The sequence below is a fragment of the Erwinia sp. AK-PDG3-5 genome (assembly GCF_056821705.1).
The window spans coordinates 1,693,745-1,715,793 of record NZ_CM165967.1 but is presented as its reverse complement, the minus strand read 5'-3'; the positions used below and the strand labels follow the sequence as shown (position 1 = coordinate 1,715,793).

17 protein-coding genes are annotated in these 22,049 nt (G+C 47.6%); all 17 read right to left on the bottom strand.

The window, feature by feature from the left end; translation table 11 throughout:
• Positions 1 to 9: 9 nt before the first annotated feature.
• The 17 genes from AC1UKS_RS07705 to AC1UKS_RS07625 all read right to left on the bottom strand — a co-directional run bounded on the left by AC1UKS_RS07705 (position 10) and on the right by AC1UKS_RS07625 (position 22,042).
• Positions 10 to 1,902 (bottom strand): DUF4422 domain-containing protein, encoded by a 1,893-nt coding sequence (locus tag AC1UKS_RS07705; RefSeq protein WP_482436286.1) that lies wholly within the window; start codon positions 1,900 to 1,902, stop codon positions 10 to 12.
• A 30-nt stretch (positions 1,903 to 1,932) separates the two neighbouring features.
• Positions 1,933 to 2,673: an ABC transporter ATP-binding protein gene (locus AC1UKS_RS07700; RefSeq protein ID WP_482436285.1), complete on the bottom strand. Its 741-nt coding sequence runs from the start codon at positions 2,671 to 2,673 to the stop codon at positions 1,933 to 1,935.
• The gene (locus AC1UKS_RS07695; protein WP_482436284.1) at positions 2,673 to 3,440 is read right to left on the bottom strand and encodes an ABC transporter permease; all 768 of its coding nucleotides are present in this window, start codon (positions 3,438 to 3,440) and stop codon (positions 2,673 to 2,675) included. Before AC1UKS_RS07695 ends, AC1UKS_RS07700 begins: the two co-directional genes overlap by 1 nt.
• Positions 3,441 to 3,508: 68 nt before the next feature.
• On the bottom strand, positions 3,509 to 4,453 hold the full coding sequence (locus AC1UKS_RS07690) for an NAD-dependent epimerase/dehydratase family protein (protein WP_482436283.1): 945 nt from the start codon (positions 4,451 to 4,453) through the stop codon (positions 3,509 to 3,511).
• A 92-nt stretch (positions 4,454 to 4,545) separates the two neighbouring features.
• Positions 4,546 to 5,412, bottom strand: a complete 867-nt coding sequence (gene rfbA, locus AC1UKS_RS07685) for a glucose-1-phosphate thymidylyltransferase RfbA (RefSeq protein ID WP_482436281.1) — start codon at positions 5,410 to 5,412, stop codon at positions 4,546 to 4,548.
• Between the two features lie 10 nt (positions 5,413 to 5,422).
• Positions 5,423 to 6,493, bottom strand: a complete 1,071-nt coding sequence (gene rfbB / locus AC1UKS_RS07680) for a dTDP-glucose 4,6-dehydratase (protein ID WP_482436280.1) — start codon at positions 6,491 to 6,493, stop codon at positions 5,423 to 5,425.
• A 550-nt stretch (positions 6,494 to 7,043) separates the two neighbouring features.
• Positions 7,044 to 8,057: a UDP-glucose 4-epimerase GalE gene (gene galE, locus AC1UKS_RS07675; protein ID WP_013202945.1), complete on the bottom strand. Its 1,014-nt coding sequence runs from the start codon at positions 8,055 to 8,057 to the stop codon at positions 7,044 to 7,046.
• A 49-nt stretch (positions 8,058 to 8,106) separates the two neighbouring features.
• Positions 8,107 to 9,003, bottom strand: a complete 897-nt coding sequence (galF, locus tag AC1UKS_RS07670) for a UTP--glucose-1-phosphate uridylyltransferase GalF (RefSeq protein ID WP_013202946.1) — start codon at positions 9,001 to 9,003, stop codon at positions 8,107 to 8,109.
• Positions 9,004 to 9,216: 213 nt separating this feature from the next.
• Positions 9,217 to 10,557: a lipopolysaccharide biosynthesis protein gene (locus AC1UKS_RS07665; protein ID WP_482436278.1), complete on the bottom strand. Its 1,341-nt coding sequence runs from the start codon at positions 10,555 to 10,557 to the stop codon at positions 9,217 to 9,219.
• The gene (locus AC1UKS_RS07660) at positions 10,554 to 11,777 is read right to left on the bottom strand and encodes a glycosyltransferase (RefSeq protein WP_482436277.1); all 1,224 of its coding nucleotides are present in this window, start codon (positions 11,775 to 11,777) and stop codon (positions 10,554 to 10,556) included. The genes AC1UKS_RS07665 and AC1UKS_RS07660 overlap by 4 nt, the downstream gene beginning before the upstream one ends.
• Positions 11,778 to 11,781: 4 nt before the next feature.
• Entirely contained in the window at positions 11,782 to 13,032 is a 1,251-nt protein-coding gene (gene wcaK / locus AC1UKS_RS07655; RefSeq protein WP_013202949.1) for a colanic acid biosynthesis pyruvyl transferase WcaK, read from the bottom strand.
• A gap of 195 nt (positions 13,033 to 13,227) precedes the next feature.
• The gene (locus AC1UKS_RS07650; RefSeq protein ID WP_265911000.1) at positions 13,228 to 15,441 is read right to left on the bottom strand and encodes a phage tailspike protein; all 2,214 of its coding nucleotides are present in this window, start codon (positions 15,439 to 15,441) and stop codon (positions 13,228 to 13,230) included.
• A 110-nt stretch (positions 15,442 to 15,551) separates the two neighbouring features.
• On the bottom strand, positions 15,552 to 16,586 hold the full coding sequence (locus tag AC1UKS_RS07645) for a glycosyltransferase family 4 protein (RefSeq protein WP_134824566.1): 1,035 nt from the start codon (positions 16,584 to 16,586) through the stop codon (positions 15,552 to 15,554).
• Between the two features lie 125 nt (positions 16,587 to 16,711).
• On the bottom strand, positions 16,712 to 17,464 hold the full coding sequence (locus tag AC1UKS_RS07640; RefSeq protein WP_265911001.1) for a glycosyltransferase family 2 protein: 753 nt from the start codon (positions 17,462 to 17,464) through the stop codon (positions 16,712 to 16,714).
• 94 nt (positions 17,465 to 17,558) lie between these two features.
• A complete protein-coding gene (locus AC1UKS_RS07635; RefSeq protein WP_265911002.1) occupies positions 17,559 to 18,692 on the bottom strand; it encodes an EpsG family protein in 1,134 nt (377 codons plus the stop codon).
• Between the two features lie 136 nt (positions 18,693 to 18,828).
• On the bottom strand, positions 18,829 to 19,734 hold the full coding sequence (locus AC1UKS_RS07630; RefSeq protein ID WP_013202956.1) for a glycosyltransferase family 2 protein: 906 nt from the start codon (positions 19,732 to 19,734) through the stop codon (positions 18,829 to 18,831).
• A gap of 124 nt (positions 19,735 to 19,858) precedes the next feature.
• Positions 19,859 to 22,042 carry a polysaccharide biosynthesis tyrosine autokinase gene (locus tag AC1UKS_RS07625; RefSeq protein WP_482436276.1) on the bottom strand — a complete coding sequence of 728 codons (2,184 nt, stop codon included), beginning with the start codon at positions 22,040 to 22,042 and terminating at the stop codon, positions 19,859 to 19,861.
• Between the last annotated feature and the right edge of the window lie 7 nt (positions 22,043 to 22,049).

Sequence of the window (22,049 nt, the reverse complement as noted above, 5' to 3'; positions counted from 1 at the left end):
TTTCGATACCTAACCTAAAATTGTACGTCTTACTTTGTAATAAACGCGAGCAATCTTGCTTCTTCTTGATGAGCCTCTAGGAGCCAGCTTATCAAATAAAGGCATTACTCTCTTTTTAATCTTTGTCTGAAGTAATACAGGTTGGACTGTATTTGCTGCACCATTATTATTAGGGCTACTTGCATTCAGCAGTCGAGCATAAACTTCCACTTCCCAAGGTGTCCCTTGTATATTTTTAATATAGTTATCGTAGTAATCTACTGCAGCAGTATTCCAGGGCTTATTTTCGCCTGCAAAATGAATCATCTTTGGATGCTGTCTGGCCTTCAAATAACGGCTATAAGTGGAGAACGTCAAATTAGGATAAAATGTATCAGTATGACCATTACCATGATACACATTCCACTCAAGAGGGAGATAATGAACTCTTCCGTGGAAAACCTTATTCATTATATCTTGATCAAGGAACCAGAAACTTTGTCCTTTCAATTCTGAAATTAATTTTTGGAAAATATTTTCTTTATTCATCTCAGCAATGTTGAAAACCATAACTCCACCCTGGAAATATTCTTCAGGTTTGCTGAGACCCAGCTTGGTTTTCAAATACTCTCCAGCAGTTTGTATGCCGGCATCTGACTGAGCTATGTTCCCGAACTTGACGAAGCCTTCCATCACAATATCCTGAACCGCGGCAACTAAATTATCACCAAGTGGTGTTTCGATTAGCTCTGCAAGATCGCTTTCCACAACAGTATCAGTATCAATAAATACGACTTTATCATAATGACTAAACAGACGAGGAATGAAAAGTCGGGAATATGTGGCAATGGTAAACGGAGGCCTGATGTAAGCTCCTTTAATCTCATCGAAAGCATTCACGTTGAAGAAACGTACGCTGAAGTTACTCAGCCCAGTGATGAGTGAGAGCACTCTTTGCCTGTTTCTGTGAGAGAGACCATTGTCCAGTATCACCAAATCATAGTTATGAATGGAAGAGCCGTTAGAGATGATCGAGTTTATTAACGCGCCGAGACTCATGGCATAATTATCATCTGAACAGATGACTATTGGGATATTTTTGTCAGGGAAAACTGGCAAAATCTTACTATTGAAAGTCTCTTTTTGAATAAAGGTACGTTGAATCTCTTTAATCTTCAACGTTTTTTCTTGATTCTTTTTGATTATGAAAATGTTGAACAGGCGTTCAGACAAGTGCCCGAAAACGCGTTTTTCTTGAGCACTGTAATTATTAAATGATAATCTTGATTCAAGAGCGTTCAACAATGAGAACAACCACTCAGAATACTCTTCGAAGATAGGCTTCTTCATTACGTACATGTTGGTATAATAACCATCATCAGCATTATTGAATTCTGTAATTGCCGCTTTGTACTCAGGATATTTCTCTACTAATATATCCAATACATTCTGGTAATCTGCAACGTGCAGATGATCTGAATTTTTGTAATGTTCGTAATTGTTTTTATTCCCGGCTGCCGTCACTGACCATTTTTGAGGTACCAGAAGGTCAGCGTCACCAATGCATCGTGCTATGGACTCTTCATTTAATCCATATTCTTCTTCATAACTTGCATTGATTTCATCGCAGTTAACCATCCCCCAGACATCTTCCGGCTTATTCTGATCTTCAGAAAAATTAAAATGTCGGCGGTAATGCATAAAACCAATATAATCTGGTAGCTCTATATTCTTCCAAACCCAATAATGGGCGGTAAGCTCACAGTAGAAAGGATTTTTAATGGAAATATTATCTCCAGTATCATCGCCTGCACAGCAAATCTCACTTAGAGAAAGGGCTTTACCAACGTGTACTGGTTTAATAATCGGAGAACTTAAAAAAGCACTAGGTTTATGATGGCAAGTATAAATTGAAATATTCATTTCAGTTCCATTCCATGTGTAGTAATTTTATTAGGCCATTGCAATTTTATAGGCTTCAATAACTTCTTTCGAATCACCAGACATTTTCAGTCGGTGATTTTCAATCCAAATAACCCGATCGCATACCTTTACAATATCAGACAAATTGTGACTTACGAAAAGTATCGTTACGCCCTTACGTTTAAAATCATTGATGGTATCAATACATTTTTTCTGAAATGAGATATCTCCTACAGCAAGAACTTCATCTATAATGAGGATATCAGGATCGACTTGAGAAATAACCGAGAAACCCAATTTTGCGAGCATACCGCTAGAATAAACGCGAATGGGTTCATCGATAAATTCACCCAATTCAGAAAACTCAATGATCTTATTCAACCGCGCTTTTAATTCTTTGCGTCTTAGTCCCAACAAAGTGGCGTTGAGTTGAATGTTTTCTCGTCCGGTAAGTTCTGGATGAAAACCACCACCCAGTTCCAGCATTGAAGCAACACGGCCCACTACGCTAACCTTACCTGATGTAGGCTTCATCACACCGGCAACCAGTCCCAGCGAGGTACTCTTTCCAGCACCGTTGCGTCCAATGAGTGCTACAGATTCACCTTTTCTAATTTGAAAATTAATATCTTCTATGGCTAAGTAGCTTCTTCCACTCAATAAACTTAAAGCTCGACGTGGGTTAAATAACAATTCTTTGATACCAGAGCCAATGTGGTGATAAAGAGGATATTTTTTCGTGACATTATTAAATTCTATAACCACACTCATTATAATATCTCTGCAAATCTGTGTTTTAATTTATTAAATATCCAACTACCTATAAGTAGCGAGATACAACCATAAGCATACAACTCACCAACATAAGTGAAATTAACTGTGTTTGTCATAAACAGTTCCCTCCAACTCAATATCATTGAAGCGAACGGGTTATAATCAATAATCCACCGATATTTTTCCGGAATCATTTCGGCTGAGTATAATATTGGTGTGCAATAAAACATGAGCATAATGCCCAATCCGATAAACCTCTCAAGGTCACGGAAGAATAAATTTAGTGTCGACAGAGTCAGTGAGACACCTAACATCAATAAAATTTGTGCGAAACCAATTAGCGGTATTCCCCAAATCCACTCGAGAGAGGGACGCATTTCATAAATATAGAGGAAAACAATAATAACCGGGATCGTACACATAAAATGTAAACATTCCATCAATACGTTACTCAGAGGGATAACTGAGCGGGGAAAGACGGTTTTTTTTATGATCTGTGCGTTAGCAAGAAATGAAAACAGTGAATTACTTGTTGAACTGGCAAACCACTGCCATGGAAAAAGCCCGGTAATGATAAACACGGTATAGTTCGGTATCTGTACTCTCATAATCAGTTTGAATATGAAGAAATAGATCATTGCAAATAATAACGGGTTTGCTATTGACCAGAGATAACCAAAGAAACTGCTTTTATACCTTACCTTAAGTTCTTTTTGGGTGATTACAGTCGCCAAATCGAATAGATAGCCCAAACTGTGCTTCATACAAATCTCATTATTAATGTGAATTTCATACTTTGAACCCGCTTTAAATACTATTTGACTGTTTCAAATTAGTATTTTTGATTAGTTTTTTGATGTATTTTTAATTGAGAGGAAACATATTTTCGCATGTCCTCCATGCCATCATAAACAGTGATGTAGGTGCTTTTCCCCGTTAGTTCCCTGATCTTATTAACATTCAGAATACTGTAACGTACATCGCCCGCCATTTGATCATGCAGCATGACATCGATTTTCTCGCCCGTGATTTCTTCAGCATATTGGATAATTTCACGTAAACTCGTCCCCTGTCCTGAACCAACATTGTAAATGTTGTTCCAGGCATGTGGCGTCATAACGAGTTTATGGATTATTTCAGAAACATCATCAATGTGAATATAATCCTTGCAAATATTTATATCACCATAGATATGAAGTGGTTCCCTGAGCAGGGCTCTCTGTAGAGTAACACCAATGATCCGATTGAATTTTTGGTATCGTCCATAGACATTTGCCGGGCGAAGAATCAAGAATTTAAAATCTGGGTTAATACGGGCTTCGTAACTAAGATAACTTTCACATGACTCTTTTAACCAACCATAAAAACTGACAGGTGCCAACTCGTGCTCTTCCTTGAGAGGTTCATCCGAAACTCCGTAAATTGAACCGCCTGAAGATATATAAACAATTTTGTGAACCTGATACTTTCTCATCAGAGAAACAGTATCAATGAAAGCTGAAAGATTCACTGCAATCAATTCCTGGCAACTTCCGATGCTGTCAGTGGCTGATACGCTCGTTAAACAATGAAAAACACAATCTATTTTGTTTTCTTGAAAAACAGTTTCTAGCTCTTGAAGATTCAAAACATCGCCAACTATATTTTTAAAATTGACGTGATCAATGGACGAAGAGGAACGACCAAAACTTATCACTCGATAATTATTATCACATAGATATTCGGTCAAGTTAGTTCCAATAAATCCCGACCCGCCCAATATTAAAATAGTTTGCATGATGATTCCTTTGATTCAACTACTTTCAGCTCTTAACTTCACTAAATTTCTTTACGGAGTTTGATGATCTTTTGGAAAACTGGAGATACTGTTTATCCGCCAATTACACTGAATAAATATTTGCCATAATCCGTTTTTTCCAGAGATTTCGCCTGAAATGCAACCTGCTCTTTAGACAACCAGCCCTTGTTGAAGGCAATCTCTTCCAGACAAGCCACTTTGAACCCCTGCCGCTTCTCAATCGTATGAATGAATTGTGACGCTTCAATCAAACTTTCATGCGTTCCGGTATCCAGCCAGGCAAAACCACGACCCAGAAGTTCTACCTGAAGTTTTCCTTCACGCAGATACATCTCATTTAAGGTGGTTATTTCTAACTCTCCACGCGAGGAGGGTTTAACTTTTTTTGCCATTTCCACAACGTTTTTATCGTAGAAGTAAAGACCGGTCACAGCCCAATTCGATTTAGGCGCTTCTGGTTTTTCTTCCAGAGAGAGTGCTTTAAATTTGTCGTCGAACTCCACCACGCCAAAGCGTTTTGGATCTTGCACTTTATAAGCAAATACCGTGGCACCGTCTTTTTTAGCTGCTACATCTTCTAATTTTGGTGCAAAGCCCTGGCCAAAGAAAATGTTGTCACCCAACACTAATGCACATTCATCGCCATTGATGAATTCTTCACCAATAATAAATGCTTGCGCCAAGCCATCAGGAGAAGGCTGTACTTTATATTCAAGATTGATGCCAAAATCGGAGCCATCACCCAACAAACGCTGAAATGAACTTAAATCCTGCGGTGTAGTAATGATCAGAATGTCTCTAATTCCTGACAGCATTAGCACAGATAGCGGATAATAAATCATCGGTTTGTCATACACTGGTAAAAGCTGCTTCGACAAGCCACGCGTTATTGGATGCAAACGGGTTCCTGATCCCCCGGCTAAAACGATACCTTTCATACTTTTGTCCTTAAGAAATCAAACCTAATCTTTCACCCGAGTAAGAACCATCAAGCACTCGCTGCCACCAACTTTCGTTAGTTAAATACCACTCAATTGTTTTTCTGATCCCGCTCTCGAAACTTTCATGCGGCTTCCAGCCAAGCTCTTTTTGGATTTTGCTTGAATCGATAGCATAGCGGCGGTCATGACCTGGGCGATCGTCTACGAACGTGATCAAATCGGCATAGTTACCGTCTGTTGGTCGCAGTTCGTCCAGCAACATACACACGGTCTGAACCACTTCCAGATTCTGCTTCTCATTGTGACCACCAATATTATAGGTGGTGCCCACTTCGGCTTCAGTAACCACTTTGTACAGCGCGCGCGCATGATCTTCAACATACAGCCAGTCACGGATCTGGTCGCCTTTGCCGTAAACAGGTAAGGGTTTCTTTGCCAACGCATTCAGAATGATCAACGGAATCAACTTTTCCGGGAAATGGTAGGGACCGTAGTTGTTTGAACAATTGGTAATGATCACCGGAAGCTTATAGGTCCGTCCCCAGGCCCTGACCAGATGGTCGCTTGCCGCTTTTGTTGAAGAATACGGGCTGCTTGGTGCATAAGGCGTGGTTTCCGTGAACAACGGCAGCTCACCACTCATCTCATCGGGATGAGGTAAATCACCATACACTTCATCGGTGGAAATATGGTGGAAACGGAAAGCCTGTTTTTTCTCGTCGCTAAGTGTGTTCCAGTACTGACGGGTCGCTTCCAGCAAGGTATAGGTGCCCACCACGTTGGTCTGAACAAAGTCAGCAGGTCCGGTGATGGAGCGGTCAACATGGCTTTCTGCGGCCAGGTGCATGATGGCATCCGGCTGGGTTTCGTTCATCACTTTGGTCAATCCAACCCCGTCACAGATATCCAGCTGGAAGAACTGGTAACGCTCACTGTCGCTGACATCTTTAATGGATTCAAGATTGCCCGCATAGGTCAACTTATCCACGTTGATTACGGAATCCTGCGTATCTTGAATGATATGCCTTACAACTGCTGAACCAATAAAGCCAGCGCCACCAGTGATCAAAATCTTCATAACAGGTCTCTAAACGGAAGTGATATTGAACAAAACCGTAATTATTGGGTTTCATGAGTTCACGTTGGTTCGTCTAAATCCAGGCACGCTACCGCCCCTGGGTAAGCAAACCCCAGTGTGCGACCAGAACTTTAGGCGTATTCCTTACTGATTTATTCTCATTCAATGAGTGAGATGTTAAAAAATTCACCTAACCCACTGAAAAAACGTCCTTTTTATAAGCAATCCAGCTCTGACATGATACAGAGATACAACCCGTAATTGTATCATTCAGTAATTATGAAAACTAACTAAAATGAGAATAATCCGTACAGCATATAGGCGATTAATCAATCGCCAACGCAATTCGAACCAACCACAAGTTCGAAGGTTAATAAGTCGTCTAACTGGCGAAGATCAGCTCATAACGCGACCATCAACCCTATCTTCAGAATTGAATTGTAGACAACGCTTCGACTGAACTGCTGCATTTCTCTGCCGATATTTTCTCAGGCACCAGACAGACAAAAGCCCAGCATTGCTGGGCTTATCATCAACGCGTCAGAAGCGCTTACTTATAACCGTTCGGATTCTGGCTCTGCCAGTTCCAGGTATCGCGCATCATCGCATCGATACCGCGGGAAACACGCCAGTCCAGTTCTTTATCAGCCAGGGAGGCATCAGCCCAGAACGCGGCGAGGTCGCCGGCACGGCGTGGAGAGATCTGGTATGGGATTTCGCGGTCGGCCGCTTTCTCAAACGCCTTCACCATCTCCAGCACCGAGTAGCCTACTCCGGCACCCAGGTTGTAGGCTTTATAACCTTCAACCTGACCGATATGATCCAGCGCTTTCAGGTGACCTTCGGCCAAATCCATCACGTGGATGTAGTCGCGTTCACCGGTGCCGTCTTTGGTTGGGTAATCACCGCCAAAGATGCCGAGCTTCTCCAGACGGCCAATAGCCACCTGCGCGATGTAAGGCAGCAGGTTGTTTGGAATGCCGTTTGGATCTTCGCCAATCTGGCCAGATTCATGTGCACCGACCGGGTTAAAATAACGCAGCGCGATGGTTTTGAAATCCGGGTTAGCTTTCGCGTAATCACGCAGAATGAACTCAACCATCAGCTTCGACGTGCCGTAAGGGCTGGTCGTGCCACCGATTGGCGTGGTTTCGACGTAAGGCACGGGGGCATCGGCGCCGTAAACGGTGGCGGAGGAGCTGAAAATAAACTGGTTTACGCCAGCAGCACGCATCTCTTCCAGCAGGACCAGGGTCCCGGTCACGTTATTCTGGTAATACTCCAGCGGCATACGCGTGGATTCACCTACCGCTTTGAGGCCGGCAAAGTGAATGACTGCGGTAATGTCATGCTGGGCGAACAGGTCGCGCAGGCAGGCACGATCCAGAATGTCGCCTTCACAAAATGTTGCCGTCTTCCCTGCCAGTTTTTCAACCCGGTTGACAGATTCACGTGAAGCATTGCTCAGGTTATCCAGTACTACAACGTCGTCGCCACGCTGCAGCAGCGTAAGCACCGTGTGGGAACCGATGTAACCAGCGCCGCCCGTTACTAAAATAGCCATGTTGACTCCTTGCAACCACGCCAGAGCGTGGCCACGTTCAGATTGCGGATTACTTCGCCAGGATTGCTTTGATGGATTCGCGGAACTCGCGTCCCTGCGCATTGTTTCTCAGACCCCAGGATACGAAGGCTTTCATATATCCCAGTTTACGGCCGCAGTCAAAGCTGGTGCCGGAAAGCTGATGCGCATCAACAGGCTGCTTTTTAGCGAGGTTAGCGATGGCGTCGGTCAGCTGGTAACGTCCCCAGGCACCTGGCTCCAGGTTTTCCAACTCGGTCCAGATATCCGCGGACAGCACGTAACGGCCTACCGCGGCCAGATCGGAATCCAGCGCCTGTGGATGTTCTGGTTTTTCAACGAAGTCGACAATCTGGCTGACCTGACCTGGGTGATCCAGCGTCTCTTTGGTTTTGATAACCGAGTACTCAGACAGATCGGCTGCTGGCATATGGTGAACCAGAACCTGGCTGCGTTTGGTCTCTTCAAACTGCGCAACCATTGCGGCCAGGTTGTAACGCAGGGGATCGGCTGTTGAGTCATCCAACAGGATGTCTGGCAGCACAACCACGAAAGCTTCATCGTGCAGCATCGGACGCGCGCACAGGATGGAGTTAGCCAGGCCCAGCGGCTGTGGCTGGCGTACGTTCATAATCGTTACGCCCGGAGGACAGATCGATTTTACTTCGCTCAGAAGCGAACGCTTAACGCGGGCTTCAAGCAGCGCTTCCAGTTCGTAGGACGTGTCAAAATGGTTTTCAACCGCATTCTTGGACGCGTGGGTGACCAGTACAATTTCCTTGATCCCTGCTGCAACGCACTCATCGATGATGTACTGAATCATCGGCTTGTCGACGATTGGCAACATTTCTTTAGGAATGGCTTTTGTAGCAGGGAGCATGTGCATACCCAGACCCGCAACGGGGATAACTGCTTTAAGCTTGGTCATATTTTTTCCATATAAATGAAGTAAAAAACGTATAACGATTATGCATTAAAGAGATGATTCACAAGTATAATCTTAATCTGAAAATTAAGCAGCGGCTGCTTCACAAATCTGCCAGCCATTTTTAGAGCGCATCCGGCTGTTCCTGCTGAGCTTTTAAAATAAAAAAGGCGACTGCCGAAGCGGTCGCCTTGATATCTACTGCGTCTTTTCAGATTAAAGCCAGCCAACAAACCATTCAGGTTGTATAAATAGATTGAAATAGCTGACCAGCGCCATAATGCCGACAAACACCACCGCCACCGACATCCACTGCCGGGCATACGGCATAAACGGAATGCCAATCACCGGCTTGATGAAGAACGGATGCGCAAAGGCAGAAATCAGCACTTGCGAGATCGACAACGTCAACGCCACATACCAGACATTTGGATAGATCCACGTCGTTGCCAGTACCGCGACCACAATGATACTGGCCACAATGTTCCAGTAGAACTCGACGTTAGTCCGGCCATTAGCCTGTGAGATCGCACCGGTCAGGCCGCCCATCGGACGCAGCATGCCAAACAGCAGCATCAGTGGGATCAGATGTCCCACCGCTTCATGCGCCGGGCCGTACAGCAGGCGCACAATCACCGGTGACAGGATACCAATCGCCAGATACATCAGGCTGCTGAACAGCATGATCATGAAGGTGCCCTTCAGGAACAGCTTCTGCAACTGCGCGGGCTCATGCTGCGTTTCCGCAAAACGCGGCAGCGCCAGACGGTTGATCACCGGCGTCACCAGCTTCAGCGGTTGCAACACCAGCTCTTTCGCCAGCGAGTAAATCCCCAGCATGTCCGCACCCATCACTTTACCGACGATCAGTGAGTCAGCCTGGGTACGTAGTTGGTTGATGGTCTGCGAGCCGAGCTGATAAACACCGTACTTCATAGAGCTGAAGAAGGTGGCTTTATCGAACTCAAAGGTTGGCCGCCAGGATTTTTCACCAAACCAGATCATGCACGCAATGCGCATGGCGGCGTTGGCGAATAGGCCCAGAATAACCGCAGCCACATTTAACGAGCTGTAATACAGCATCGCAAAGGTCAGCGCAAAGGCGAGAAACTTAGTGACCATTTCTATTTTAGCCAGCAACACCATCTTCTTGGCTTTAATAAAATGCGCCTGATATTGCGACAGCGAACCTAACACCAGGAAGTTTAAGCTGGTTAGCATAATCAGCCCGGTCAGTTGCGGTAAGTGATAGAAATACGCGATCGGCCAGGCGATGGCGATCAGCAACAGTCCGGTCAGCAGGCTGAGCAACACGTTTACCCAATAAATGGTGCTTTGCTCTTTACGGGTAATGTTCTGACGATGCACGATATAGCTGCTCATCCCCATATCCTGCAGCACCATGGCCACCGCGAGGATGGCATTGATAATCGCCAGAATCCCCAACTCATGCGTTTCAAGCTTTCGGGCCAGTACGCCTAACTGGACGACTTGTAGCACCGCAGCAAAACAGGTGCCTCCAAACAGCCATGCGGCCTGGTTTTTTAAACTACTCACGCAAGTTGCTCCAACAATTGTGCCAGCTCACGATAGGCAATGTGTTGGTTGAATTCCGTTTCGACCTTCTCCCTGGCCGCCGCAATCACCGGCGCTACGTCCACATCGCCTTTCGCCAGCTTCAATAAAATCTCACTTAAGGCTTTCGCGTCCCCTTCTGGTGCCAGCCAGCCAGAAACGTTATTTTCAATCAGCTCCGGGATGCCGCTATGATCGGTCGACACCACCGGCAGGCCAACCGCCATCGCTTCCATTAGTGCGACAGGAATACCTTCCATATCGCCATCGGCAGCGGTCAGTGAAGGCAGCAGGAAAATATCCGCTTCATCGAGGTAGCGCTTAATCTCTTCCTGTGGCTTGAAGCCCACCATCTTCACGCAATCTTCCAGACTGGCGTCGCGAATGGTGTTGCGTAACGCCTCTTCCATATCACCGTTGCCGATGATGGTGTATTCAAAGTTCGCGCCTTGCGCCTTCAGGTATTTGCAGGCTTCGACCGCCACGCCCAACCCTTTCTTCTCGGTCAGGCGGGCAACAGAAACGATGCGTAATGGCGTGTGCAGCGCCTCACGGACTTTCATATTGAATTTTTCAGGTTCAATGCCCATGCGGGTGACATGAATCTTCTCTGGCGGACAGCCCATGGAGATCAGTTTGTTCTCCCACAAATGGCTGATTGGCAGCAGCAGTTCTGTCTGACGGAAAAGATTGGTGTAGTCCAGCTTGTGCTCTTCCAGAATATGGCGGCGGGAGATATCCGCGCCATGGAAGACCGTCGCCTGTTTGCCTTTCAACACGTTCAGCTCACGCAGCTTGTTGGCCAGCGCACCGGCATAGCCAAAGTGCACCAGGAAAACATCTGCGGTGAAGGTCTGCTTAGCATGGGCAACGATCGCCGGCAGCAGCAGCTTGCTGGACTGGGCGCCGTAGCGCCCAACGTTGAAGGATTTGAGCGTGGTCAGGCTGAGGATTTTTGGCAGCACAATCTGCAAACGCTGCTTCAGCTTTTCCGCGTTAGTCACCTTCTCTTCCGGCAGAAGATAATGGGTTTTCTCCGCCAGATTGTAGCGATCGAACGCACCGTGCCGGTTGACCAGGTCGCCAGGAAACACCGAGATGATCTCAACGTCATAGCCACTGTCGATAAAGTGGATGACCTGGTTCAGCACGAATGTTTCCGACGAGACCGGAAAACGCATTGTGAAAAAAGTTAGTTTCATCGGTTCACCCTAAAATCTTGACGACGTCTTCGGTGATTTTATTCCCCAAAACCCTCTCCTGCTCTACCGCACTATCAACCTGCTGTTTGACCACATCATAGTTATCGAGAATGCCGTTAACTTTCGTGATGATGCTGCCATCCATCAGACTCTTCACATCGGTAGCCATTTCTGGCAGGCCGAGCTGGTTCATCACGCCGAGCGATTTGTGTTCATAGTTAATCGCCACGGCTGGGGTGCCGAAGTTCATGGAAATGATTGCAGAGTGCAGACGAGTGCCGATTGTTAAGTGGCTACGTCCTAAAAGAATACCCAATTCAAGGTCATTAAATTCGTCCATGATGACATGGTACTTATCTTTCTGAACGACGTGGTCGCGTAAGGTCATCGCCACCATACGGTCGTCTTTATTGTAACTGTCGATACCGGTACAGGTAGACAATGCCACTACCTGATAACCTTTGTCGATCATTGCATTGATCACCTTACCAAACGCCATCTCATACTCTTGCTGGGTGACGCCAAGACGTTTGTCAAATGGCGCCAGCTCACGCACGGTAATCGCGATGGTTTTTGTTGAGGAGATCAGCTGCTGCCAGTGCAGCAGGTTATGGCTTGGTTCTTCAACTTCGCGGGCACGCACCAGGAAGGCGGTATCGGCACCTTTGACCACTTTTTCGGTGGTGATGCTGCCCTGCTTCATCATGTCCAGGCTGACGCTTTCACGCAGCACAAGGCTGTTGACGCGCGAGAAGACAAAGTTAGCAATCTCGTTGAATCTTTCTTTCTGGAAAGGCCCAACGCTGTGGCCGATCATATAGATAGGCTTTTTAGCCAGTAGCGCACACAACGAATGCTCAAACTGCAGCGGACCATACAGGTCAACGAAGAACGAGCCGCCGACCTGAATAATGGCATCATACTGCTTCAGCTTATTGGTGAAGTCCTGCAGGTATTTAGGTACCGCCATCGACTTAAACAGTCCACTTCCGCTGATGTGCGCCATCATGATTTTTGGCATCAGACGACGTTTAACTTTGTCCATAAACTTGTTTTTCCCTTTCTTGGTTTCAAGAAAGAGTTCATCCGGCATGATCTCCTGCTGCAGCAGATAGCCTGAGCTGGTTGGATAGCGACTGATTACATCAATTTCCAGATCGGTCCTTGCGAGGTTAAGCGAATCAATGAGCCCGCGTAAAATAGCGCCATCACCACGATTACCACACGTATGATTGCCAACTAATAAGATCTTCATAAAAACTCCAGAAATAAAATTTTTGTAATTTTACAGGCTATCACTAACCATAAGTGGTTAATTAATAAGTATTATTGTTCGAAACCCCGAACGCTCATCAATACAGCTTTACCACCTAATGCCCGCTGGGCCCCTCCCTGTCAGAAAGGCGGACAACGGGCAGTGACGGCAGATTGTTTTCCGCCGTATCCTTGATTATTTAAGGGCAAAGTAAGGCATGGCGACTTGCTTACCGTTAATCACCATTGAGACATAACCTTCCGGCTGTGCCGTGTTCACCTCTTCTGCTTTCAGCAGACGAGACTCCAGTAAAACATCGCCTTGTTCATTGGCACCGATACCCGCTTTGCCGTTATGCAGCGTGAAGCGCTGCACTGCATGGTGAGCATCAGCACCGGTCGGCGCTTTGGCAAACTGCATCTCGCTGTCGAAGCGGGCGCACTTGCCGGTCATAAAGCGGTCTTTGGCAGTGGACTTCATCAGCACGCCGGCTGACGCCAGCCAACCCGCTAACTTCACGAAAACGCGGGTGTCGGTGTCATACGGCGTAACGTACATCACGTCGACGATCGGGCTGGCCCCTTCGGCATGCCAGCTGGCCTCAAATTTATGCGTCTTACGCTGCAAACTGATGATCGCTTTGCCACCGGTGCTTTTGCCGTCCACCACCTGGGTTAGCACGCTTTTATCGGTGCCGTTGCTGAACGACGCCTGGCCAAAGATTTCGATTTCCCAGTTATCACCGACGTCGGGCGAATAGATATTGCCCAACTCATACCATTTTTCCTGATTGGTATTGTTGATGATACGGAAGCGCGAGGTCAGGTAGTTGTATTTCATGCTGCCGTCGACGGCGACGCCGTAAGACTCAACGCGCGTCGAACCCCGCTCCCAGGCGCCGAGCAACTCTTTACCCTGCTGCGAGTTATCAATCCAGCTGCCGGACTGCAGGCTGGTCTGACGCATATTCAGACGGGCAAAGTGGGCAATCAGCGGGTTCTTACAGGCTTCCAGACTCAGCGCATCGATAATCCACTGGCCGTTAGAGATGTTGCCTGGGTTCTCGGTATGTTCAATCCAGCCGTTATGGATGATCGACTGACCGCAACGCTCCAGATTCAGCACCATCCCTTCGGTGCAATACTGCGCATTAAAGTTAGACAGCTCGATGGCCGTGCTGTGGTCCCACTTGCCCTGCGGCAGGTTTGACCAGATGGATTTGATTACATCGCCGGTACAGTGAGTGGCATACCACTGATCGATTTTACAATCGAGGGTATCCATCAGGCTCAGTGAGGTGCCGCCCATGCGCACAAAGCGTAAGGAGGCGCCACGGAAGAACTGGCCACCCTTACATTCGTTGAGGAAGAAGCCTTGTTTGTTGGGCTGCGTGTCGGTGCGGCCATTGACGTTGAGGTTACTGATTTCCACCCAACGGGTATTCACTTTGAATATAAAGTCCGATTTCCCGTCGGAAACGATATTGGTCGCCGGGAAGTAACCGAAGTTGACCATTGCCCCGGACACGCGGAAGAAGCGGGTCTGTTCGCCGGAGAAGTCACAGCCACTGACAAAGAAGGTTCCGGCCGGGAACTGTATGCAAATCTGCTGGTTGGCCTGTTGCGACCAGTTGTACATCGCTTTGATCGCCGGTGCCGCATCGGTTTTGCCATCATCGATAGCGCCGAAATCAAACAGCGTCAGACGGTTGAAATCTTCAACGACACGACGCCAGTGATAACCCGGACCGGAGAAAATCACCCCGCCATCGTCACGGCCCGCTTCGAAGGTGCCGACGAACTCACCACCGCCCTCTTCCAGACCATCGTGCCAGCTGCTGAGTTTGACTTTCGCCCCTTCAAACAGCGGACGCGTTTTACGCAGCTCATCAACCGACGGGATTTCGCCAATTAGCTGATAGCCCGCAGGCTGTGCCAGACGCTGGCTGAAATTGTTGGCCCCCGGACGGGAAACATCGGGAATGTTAAACAGCGATTTACCACTGTCATCAACCACCGCCATTGAGTGCGCCGGATCGGCGATCAGCGCGGCATTGTCATCAATAAACTGCTGGAAGTTACCCTTATTGAGCGCAATCGGCTGCTCAATTTTAGACAACTTGCCGTTGGCATTTTTTAGAAAAACATCAATCAGATTACCTGCCTGAGTCGGGTCCGTGCCGGCTTTACCGATATAGAGCTTACCGCTGAAGGTTTTCCAGAAGCGGTCAGGCATGGTGTAAATATTTTCAGGCGTCAGGACCGGCACATCCTGTTTCGGCACGTCTCCCGGAGAGACATCTTTCAGCGAAACAGAGGCCTTTTTATCAGCGGCCTGACTGGAAAACGAGCTCACAGAGAGGGCTGCAAGAATCGATGAGAAGCCGGTAATTAATTCTCTTCTTTTCATTCAAGTAATCCCATAGTCAACAGACATTATTGAGGTGTGGCGTGAATTTGATTTCCAGAGGCAGTTCTTCACTGACCGGCGTCAGGCCAGCCAGTGAAGGTGCTTAACAGTTAAACCAGAGAGAGCCAGCTTTCTTTAATCACCTTGCCATCAAACTTCAGCGAGGTGGTTTTGGTTTTCTCACTCATGGCGTAGAACAGCTCGTCGTTGTGTGCGAGCTGGTTCATTTTTGCAATAAAGGTGGCACGGTCGTTCATTGGCACCAGGAAGCCATCAACGTTGTCGTTGATGATTTCCTGCGGCCCGGTTGGGCAGTCATAGGCGACGACCGGCATTGACCAGGATTTCGCTTCCAGCAGGACCAGCGGCAGGCCTTCATAACGTGAGGTCATCAGCGCCATATCACTGTCGCGGTAGTAATCGTTGATATTGGAAACGCGGCCAACAAACGACACGCTGTTGCTGATATTCAGGCTCTTCGCTTGCGCGATCAGCGCGTCTTTCAGCTCGCCGTCACCGGCAATCACCAGTGTCCAGTCCGGGTTGGTCGCCACAAAACCCTGCCAGACGTCCAGCAGCAGATCGAAGCCTTTCTGGTGATCCAGACGGCCGACTGCCAGCGCCTGACGGTTGCGCGTGGTTCTCTCGAAGTTTTTGAATACCACCGGATTGGGAATGGTCTTGCTGGGGATCCCCCACTGCGTAAAGACGCTATCGTCTTTATCGGTCAGTACGATGACGCGATCGTAGTAACGCAGCATGAGATATTTGAGGAATTTAATCGGCTTGCTGAAGGAATTTATCGCAATGTGTTCGCAGGCGTAGGTCCTGGCAGTTTTCTTTTTAAGCGAAAGCATGTTCCAGAAAGCAAACATCACGCTGAGGCGACCCATGCTGATCAGGAATACGGTATCGAATCCCTGCTCGTTGATGCGTTTTACCGCGCTGCGGATCGGGTTTTTCTCACCTTCAAAACTGACAATCTGCTTCACTTTCTCGAAGGGATAGAAGGTCTTACCTGAGCCTTCGAGGGAGTAAATCACCACTTCATGTTCATCGCCTAAGCATTCAGACATAAAGTTGCATATGTTCTCGGTTCCGGCGTAGGAATAGGCGTCTTTAATCACCAGCACTATTTTTTTCATCGCGGACTAACCACCTCTGTCACATCAATGTTAAAAACCCGGCCCGCAGCGCCAGTCAGTGGCGAAGTGCGGGCCGGGTTACGGTGTTCGTCTTTCTCAGACTGAAACGTTTCAAGCCACAGCAATCATCTGTGCTTAAGCGTGAACAAAACGCCGTTAACCATGTACCAGACGTAATAGTAATACACTTTTAGTGGATTGTTTTTATAGATAAATCTTAATAACTCAAGGTGCCACTTCGCCGCTTTGTTCTTATTCCGCGAGAGGGAGTCACCCAGCTCGTAGTAAACGACCAGATTTTTCTCAATCACTCGCGCCTGCTTGTACTGTTCAAACAATTCGTAGAGGAATAAAAAGTCCTCATGCCCCTTTTTCTGGAACAGAATATTGCGCGCCGGACGACGGAAACAGACCGAAGAGAAGCAGATACGGAACTGCTTTTTCACAAAATTATCTTTCATCAGGTAGGGCTTGCTGTAGGTCACGTCGTAAGACTTGGTGCGGGATTTATAACCGTAATGGGAAATGACCAGATCGTCGCCGGCAGCCATCGCCTGAGTTTGCAACATCAGCTTATCTTTTTCCCACTCATCATCACTGTCGAGGAAAGCGATAATCTCTTCTTTCGCTGCCAGCAAACCGACATTGCGGGTTTCCGCCGCACCGAGATTCACCTCGTTACTGAGGATAGTGATACGGGCGTCGCGACAGTGCTCCTGCACAAAGGCCAGCGAGTCATCGGTGGATTTATCGTTAATCAGATAGATTCGCCAGTCTGTCCAGGTTTGATCAAGTACCGATTGTACTGCCCGCAGAACCGTGTCCCGCGCATTGTACATGGGGATGATAATGCCCACTGTGCCGATTTGATTTGTCATCTGATTTCCTGAATCTGCATCGCTGAAGCGTAAAAATGGAAAGAAAAAAGGCCATAACATTCATGGCCTGTGAAGAATTCGGTGCGCGTCTGAATTAGTTGGTCAGACGGAAGGTATCAGAAACGGTGTAACCCACGACGGCCTGTTTCACCTGGATGGTGTTGTAGTAGAGGTAATACGCGACGATCAGTAACACCATCATATAAACCGGCAGCTTCAGCACCCTTTTGGCGTAGAACACCAGCGTGGCCAGCACGATTGGCTCAACCTGTAGCAGGTAGTTCGACAAACGGGCGCCTGACGGATAGTCATAGAAGAAGATCCTGACCGCACCACCGATTGAGAAAATCAGGATGATCAGGTAGTTAAAGCTGTATGCCTGCCAGTCGGTCTCTTTCAGCTTTCTTGACAGCATAAAGTAGCAGAAGACAAAGACCAGAATGATGTTCTTAAAGTTAGCGATCGAGAATACCGACGTCGGCTCGGTCGAATCCCCGTTGCTGTAGTCAGCCGCACGTTGCCCCAGCCCCCCGAGGTGCGAGGAGATCAGCTGAACAAAGTTATTCCCGCCGACTTTGGATAACGGCACGCTGACCAGAATAATCATGATCGGAATGAACGGTGACTTTCTGATAAACAGGAACGGAATAATGGTGACGGCAATGACCGCGGTGTTATGGCTGAAGAACGACAGCAGGAAGAAGGCAAACGCCCACATCTTCTCGCCGGTAAACAGGAAATAGACAAAGCCGAGGAAAAAGGCCGAGCTAAGTCCGAAGCGGATCTGGTTCATATCTTTATTAATAAAGATATGCGCTGAGTACAACGCCAGCGTCAGGATCGGGTACGGAGAAAGCCTTTTAAAGAATGCGGCGTTGATCGATACCGAGATTGCACAGTAGATAAAAATCAATATGTCGGAATTTTTCGACACCACACTGGCGATAAAGGCAATCACGAAGGTCAACGGCTCATAACGGAAGAAGGCAATGGTCTGCCAGACGCCGTTCACTTCAATACGTTGCAGGAAGTCATGATAGAAACTGCGGTACTGATAGTCATCCATTCCCGTTCCGAGTCCGCGGATACCGCCAAAGACAATCAGAACCAGAACGCAAATCAGAAACAGGTACGTGGAGATTTTTTGACTATTGTTATTCCCCTTCGTAATAACTTCCAGTATTGAAAGTAATGCGATAAACCCTGAAATATACCAGTATGGAGACATTTAAGCTTTCCTTATATTTTCCAGCTTAATATACAAATTTTCTTAGATTTTATGGGTAAAACTTGCAGTGTGTAGTTGCTCATCCCAACAGGGTAAAATTGCCCACAACGAGACGTTTCCGTGTTCTGTTGCCGGTTTACTTGTTTCCCAGTCGCTCTTTGAATTTGTCTTTCAGGCGATTGATGAAATAGGTGCGGTTATCTTTATTGGTCAGGAAAAAGTAACGCATAAAGCTGACGCTGGCATGCAGCGACTTGCCATCCATCTTGTAGCGAAGCGGCAGCTTGTAGGCGCGGTAAGTATTGATATCGCGCTGCGTCAGGTAAGGCTTCATGTTATCCAGCCAGAATTCGGAATACTTGACCGACTCACCTTTGTGCTTGGAACCAAATTTGGTCACCAAATGGTAGTTAGCCAGCGGCTGGGCAATCATCACAAATTCATAGCCCTTTTTATCGGCACGAATGCAGAAATCGTAATCCTGATGACGGATGTATTTCGGGTCAAATTTAATGTCTTCAGCATACTCACGCTTCAGCACAATGGTGCTGGTCTGAATAAAGCCGTAGCAACCGAACAGATATTCAGCAACGGTTTCGGTCCGCGCTACCGGCTGCATTGGCATCACCTTCAGGAAACTGCCGTCCTGAACGATGTTCACCTGGCTGAAAATAATAAACTTCTGTTTGCCCTGCGCTTCCAGCTTTTGAATCTCTTTCAGCGACTCAAGCAGCTTGTCTTTATGCCACTCATCATCCGCATCGAGGAAGCTGATGTAATCGCCGGTCGCCAGTTCGATACCTTTATTACGGGCACCGGATCCATTCAGCTTCTCCTGCGACAGCACCAGATTAATCTTCAGCTGGCTGTATTTCTCTGCCTTGACCACTTCCGCCAGTTGCTCAGCATCAGCGGATTTATCATCAATGATGATCACTTCAAAGTTTTGGTAGGTTTGCGCGGCTACGCAGTCAAGCGTGGTGACAATTGATTCGGATGCATTGTATGCAGGAATGACAATCGAAAAGAAAATATCCTTCATTATCAGGCACCTTTTAAACGTCCAGATGAAACGGCCTAACGAATAACTCCCCTGCCCTGCGGCTTAAGGGGAGCAAATTAAAAGAACCTTTCCCGGTCAGAGCGAAAAGGTTCTTCTTTATTACTTAGCTTTTCGCATCCTGCTTGTACTGGTAATCGTAATAGTCATAACCGTAGCCATAGGCATTGGAGGCTTTACGTACCACGGCGTTAAGGATCACGCCCTTAATTTCAATACCATTCTGTGCAAAGCGCTTGTAACTGATATCCACCTCTTTCAGCGTGTTGGTCTCGAAGCGAGCCACCATCAGTGAAGTGCCTGCCAGCTTACCGATAATAGAGGCATCGGTAACGGCCAGGATTGGTGGGGTATCAATCAGCACCAGATCGTAGTTCTTGCTTGCCCAATCCAGCAGGTCGCTCATGCGGCTGTGCATCAACAGTTCTGACGGGTTAGGCGGAACCTGACCGCGTGGAATGAAATCAAAGCCGAAGTCGCCAGTCTGTACCAAATCAGTGGTGAATGGCGTTTTGCCAGACAGCACGTTAGACAGACCCACTTTACCGCTGGCGCCTAACAGTTCGTGGGTATAGCCACGACGCATGTCACCATCAATGAACAGCACTTTCTGACCGGCTTTCGCCACCAGGGTTGCCAGGTTGGCACAGATAAAGGTTTTACCAATACCCGGGCTGGCACCGGTGATCATCAGGATGTTGTTTTTGGCTTCCATCATCGCGAAGTGCAGGCTGGTACGCAGGCTACGAATCGCTTCAATGGACAGGTCAGTTGGGTTACCCAGCGCCAGCAGCGTGTTGTGTGGGTCAGTTTTGCCCTGCACATTACGTTTGGTCAGCGCTTCAGCATCCTTCTTACGCTGCCATTCGGACAGAGGGACGCTGGCGTAAACGCTCATGCCCAACTCTTCCAGCTGATCCGGACGGTCGATACCGTGGTGGAACATCGCTTTCAACACGATATAACCAACAGAGAAGATCAGGCCCAGAATCATGCTCGCTAAAATCAGCAGCATTTTCTTAGGTGCAACCGGGCTCCCGGCGGTTTCGGCGGTGTCCACGATGCGAACGTCACCCACGGTGCTGGCCTTGCTGATGTTCAGTTCCTGTTGACGGTTCAACAGCTGCATGTAGATTTCCTGACCGGCCTGCACATCACGCGTCAGACGCACGATATCCTGCTGGGTCTGCGGCATCTGGCCGATTTTGGTGTTCAGCTTTTTCTGCTCATCCAACAACGTCTGGCGTTTTTCTAACAGCGCGCGGTAAGTCGGGTGATCTTTCTTAAACAGCTGAGACACTTCGGCTTCACGGAAGGTCAGTTCGTTCAGCTGAGTCTGGATGCTGACAGAAGAGTCCAGCGCAGATTTCGCTTCCAACGACATATCCACCGAGTCATTCGCACGACGGTAGGTATTCAGCTTGTCTTCTGCTGCGTCCAGTTTGCCACGCACGTCCGGCAGCTGCTTCTTCAGGAAGATCAGGCTTTTCTCAGCTTCTTCAGATTTACGCTCAACGTTCTGGCCAACATAGTTGGTGATAATTTGGTTCAGCACGTTGCTGATCTGTACCGGATCCTCACCGTTGTAAACCAGACCCAGCACGCCGGTGTCTTTGCCTTTATCCGCAACGTTCAGGTTATCGTTAACCATCTTGATAGCCTGAAGCTCAGAAAGCTTGGTCACGGTGAAGGTAGTGCCCTCATCGATATCCTGAATGGCTTTAACCATAATGGTTACGCCCTTCTGGTTTTCCAGCTCGCCGACTTTACCTTTAAACAGCTCGTCACCATCTTTGCTGACGGTGTAGCTGTCCGGGCCGTTGACTTCGATTTCAACGTTACGTTTTTCCCAGGTCATCGGCACGGTCAGCAACGGCACGTCCAGCGTACCCGGCTTGTTACCCGCCATACGTGAGAGGCCCTGGCCAATCACCGGCAGGTAGTTCTGCTGAACCAGTACGTCCAGACCCAGGTCATGAACCGTTTTGCCGATTACCATACGTGAAGTCACAATCTGCACTTCCGTGTCAGACGTTGGCTGCGCGTTTGGCATCATTTGGGTCAGGTCGTTCAGCACGGTGTTCGGGTTTTTATTTTCTACCTGCACCATCGCATCCGCACTATAAATAGGCGTGGCGAACAGGCTGTAAAGGGTCCCTAACAACATAAAAAGCGCTGTGACAGCCACAATTACCCAACGATGGTCTACCAGTTGTCCCACAAGATGCGCCAGATCCCATCCATTGGAATCGTCTTTTTGCGCGGACGGTGCCTTACTTTTTATATTCATGGATATT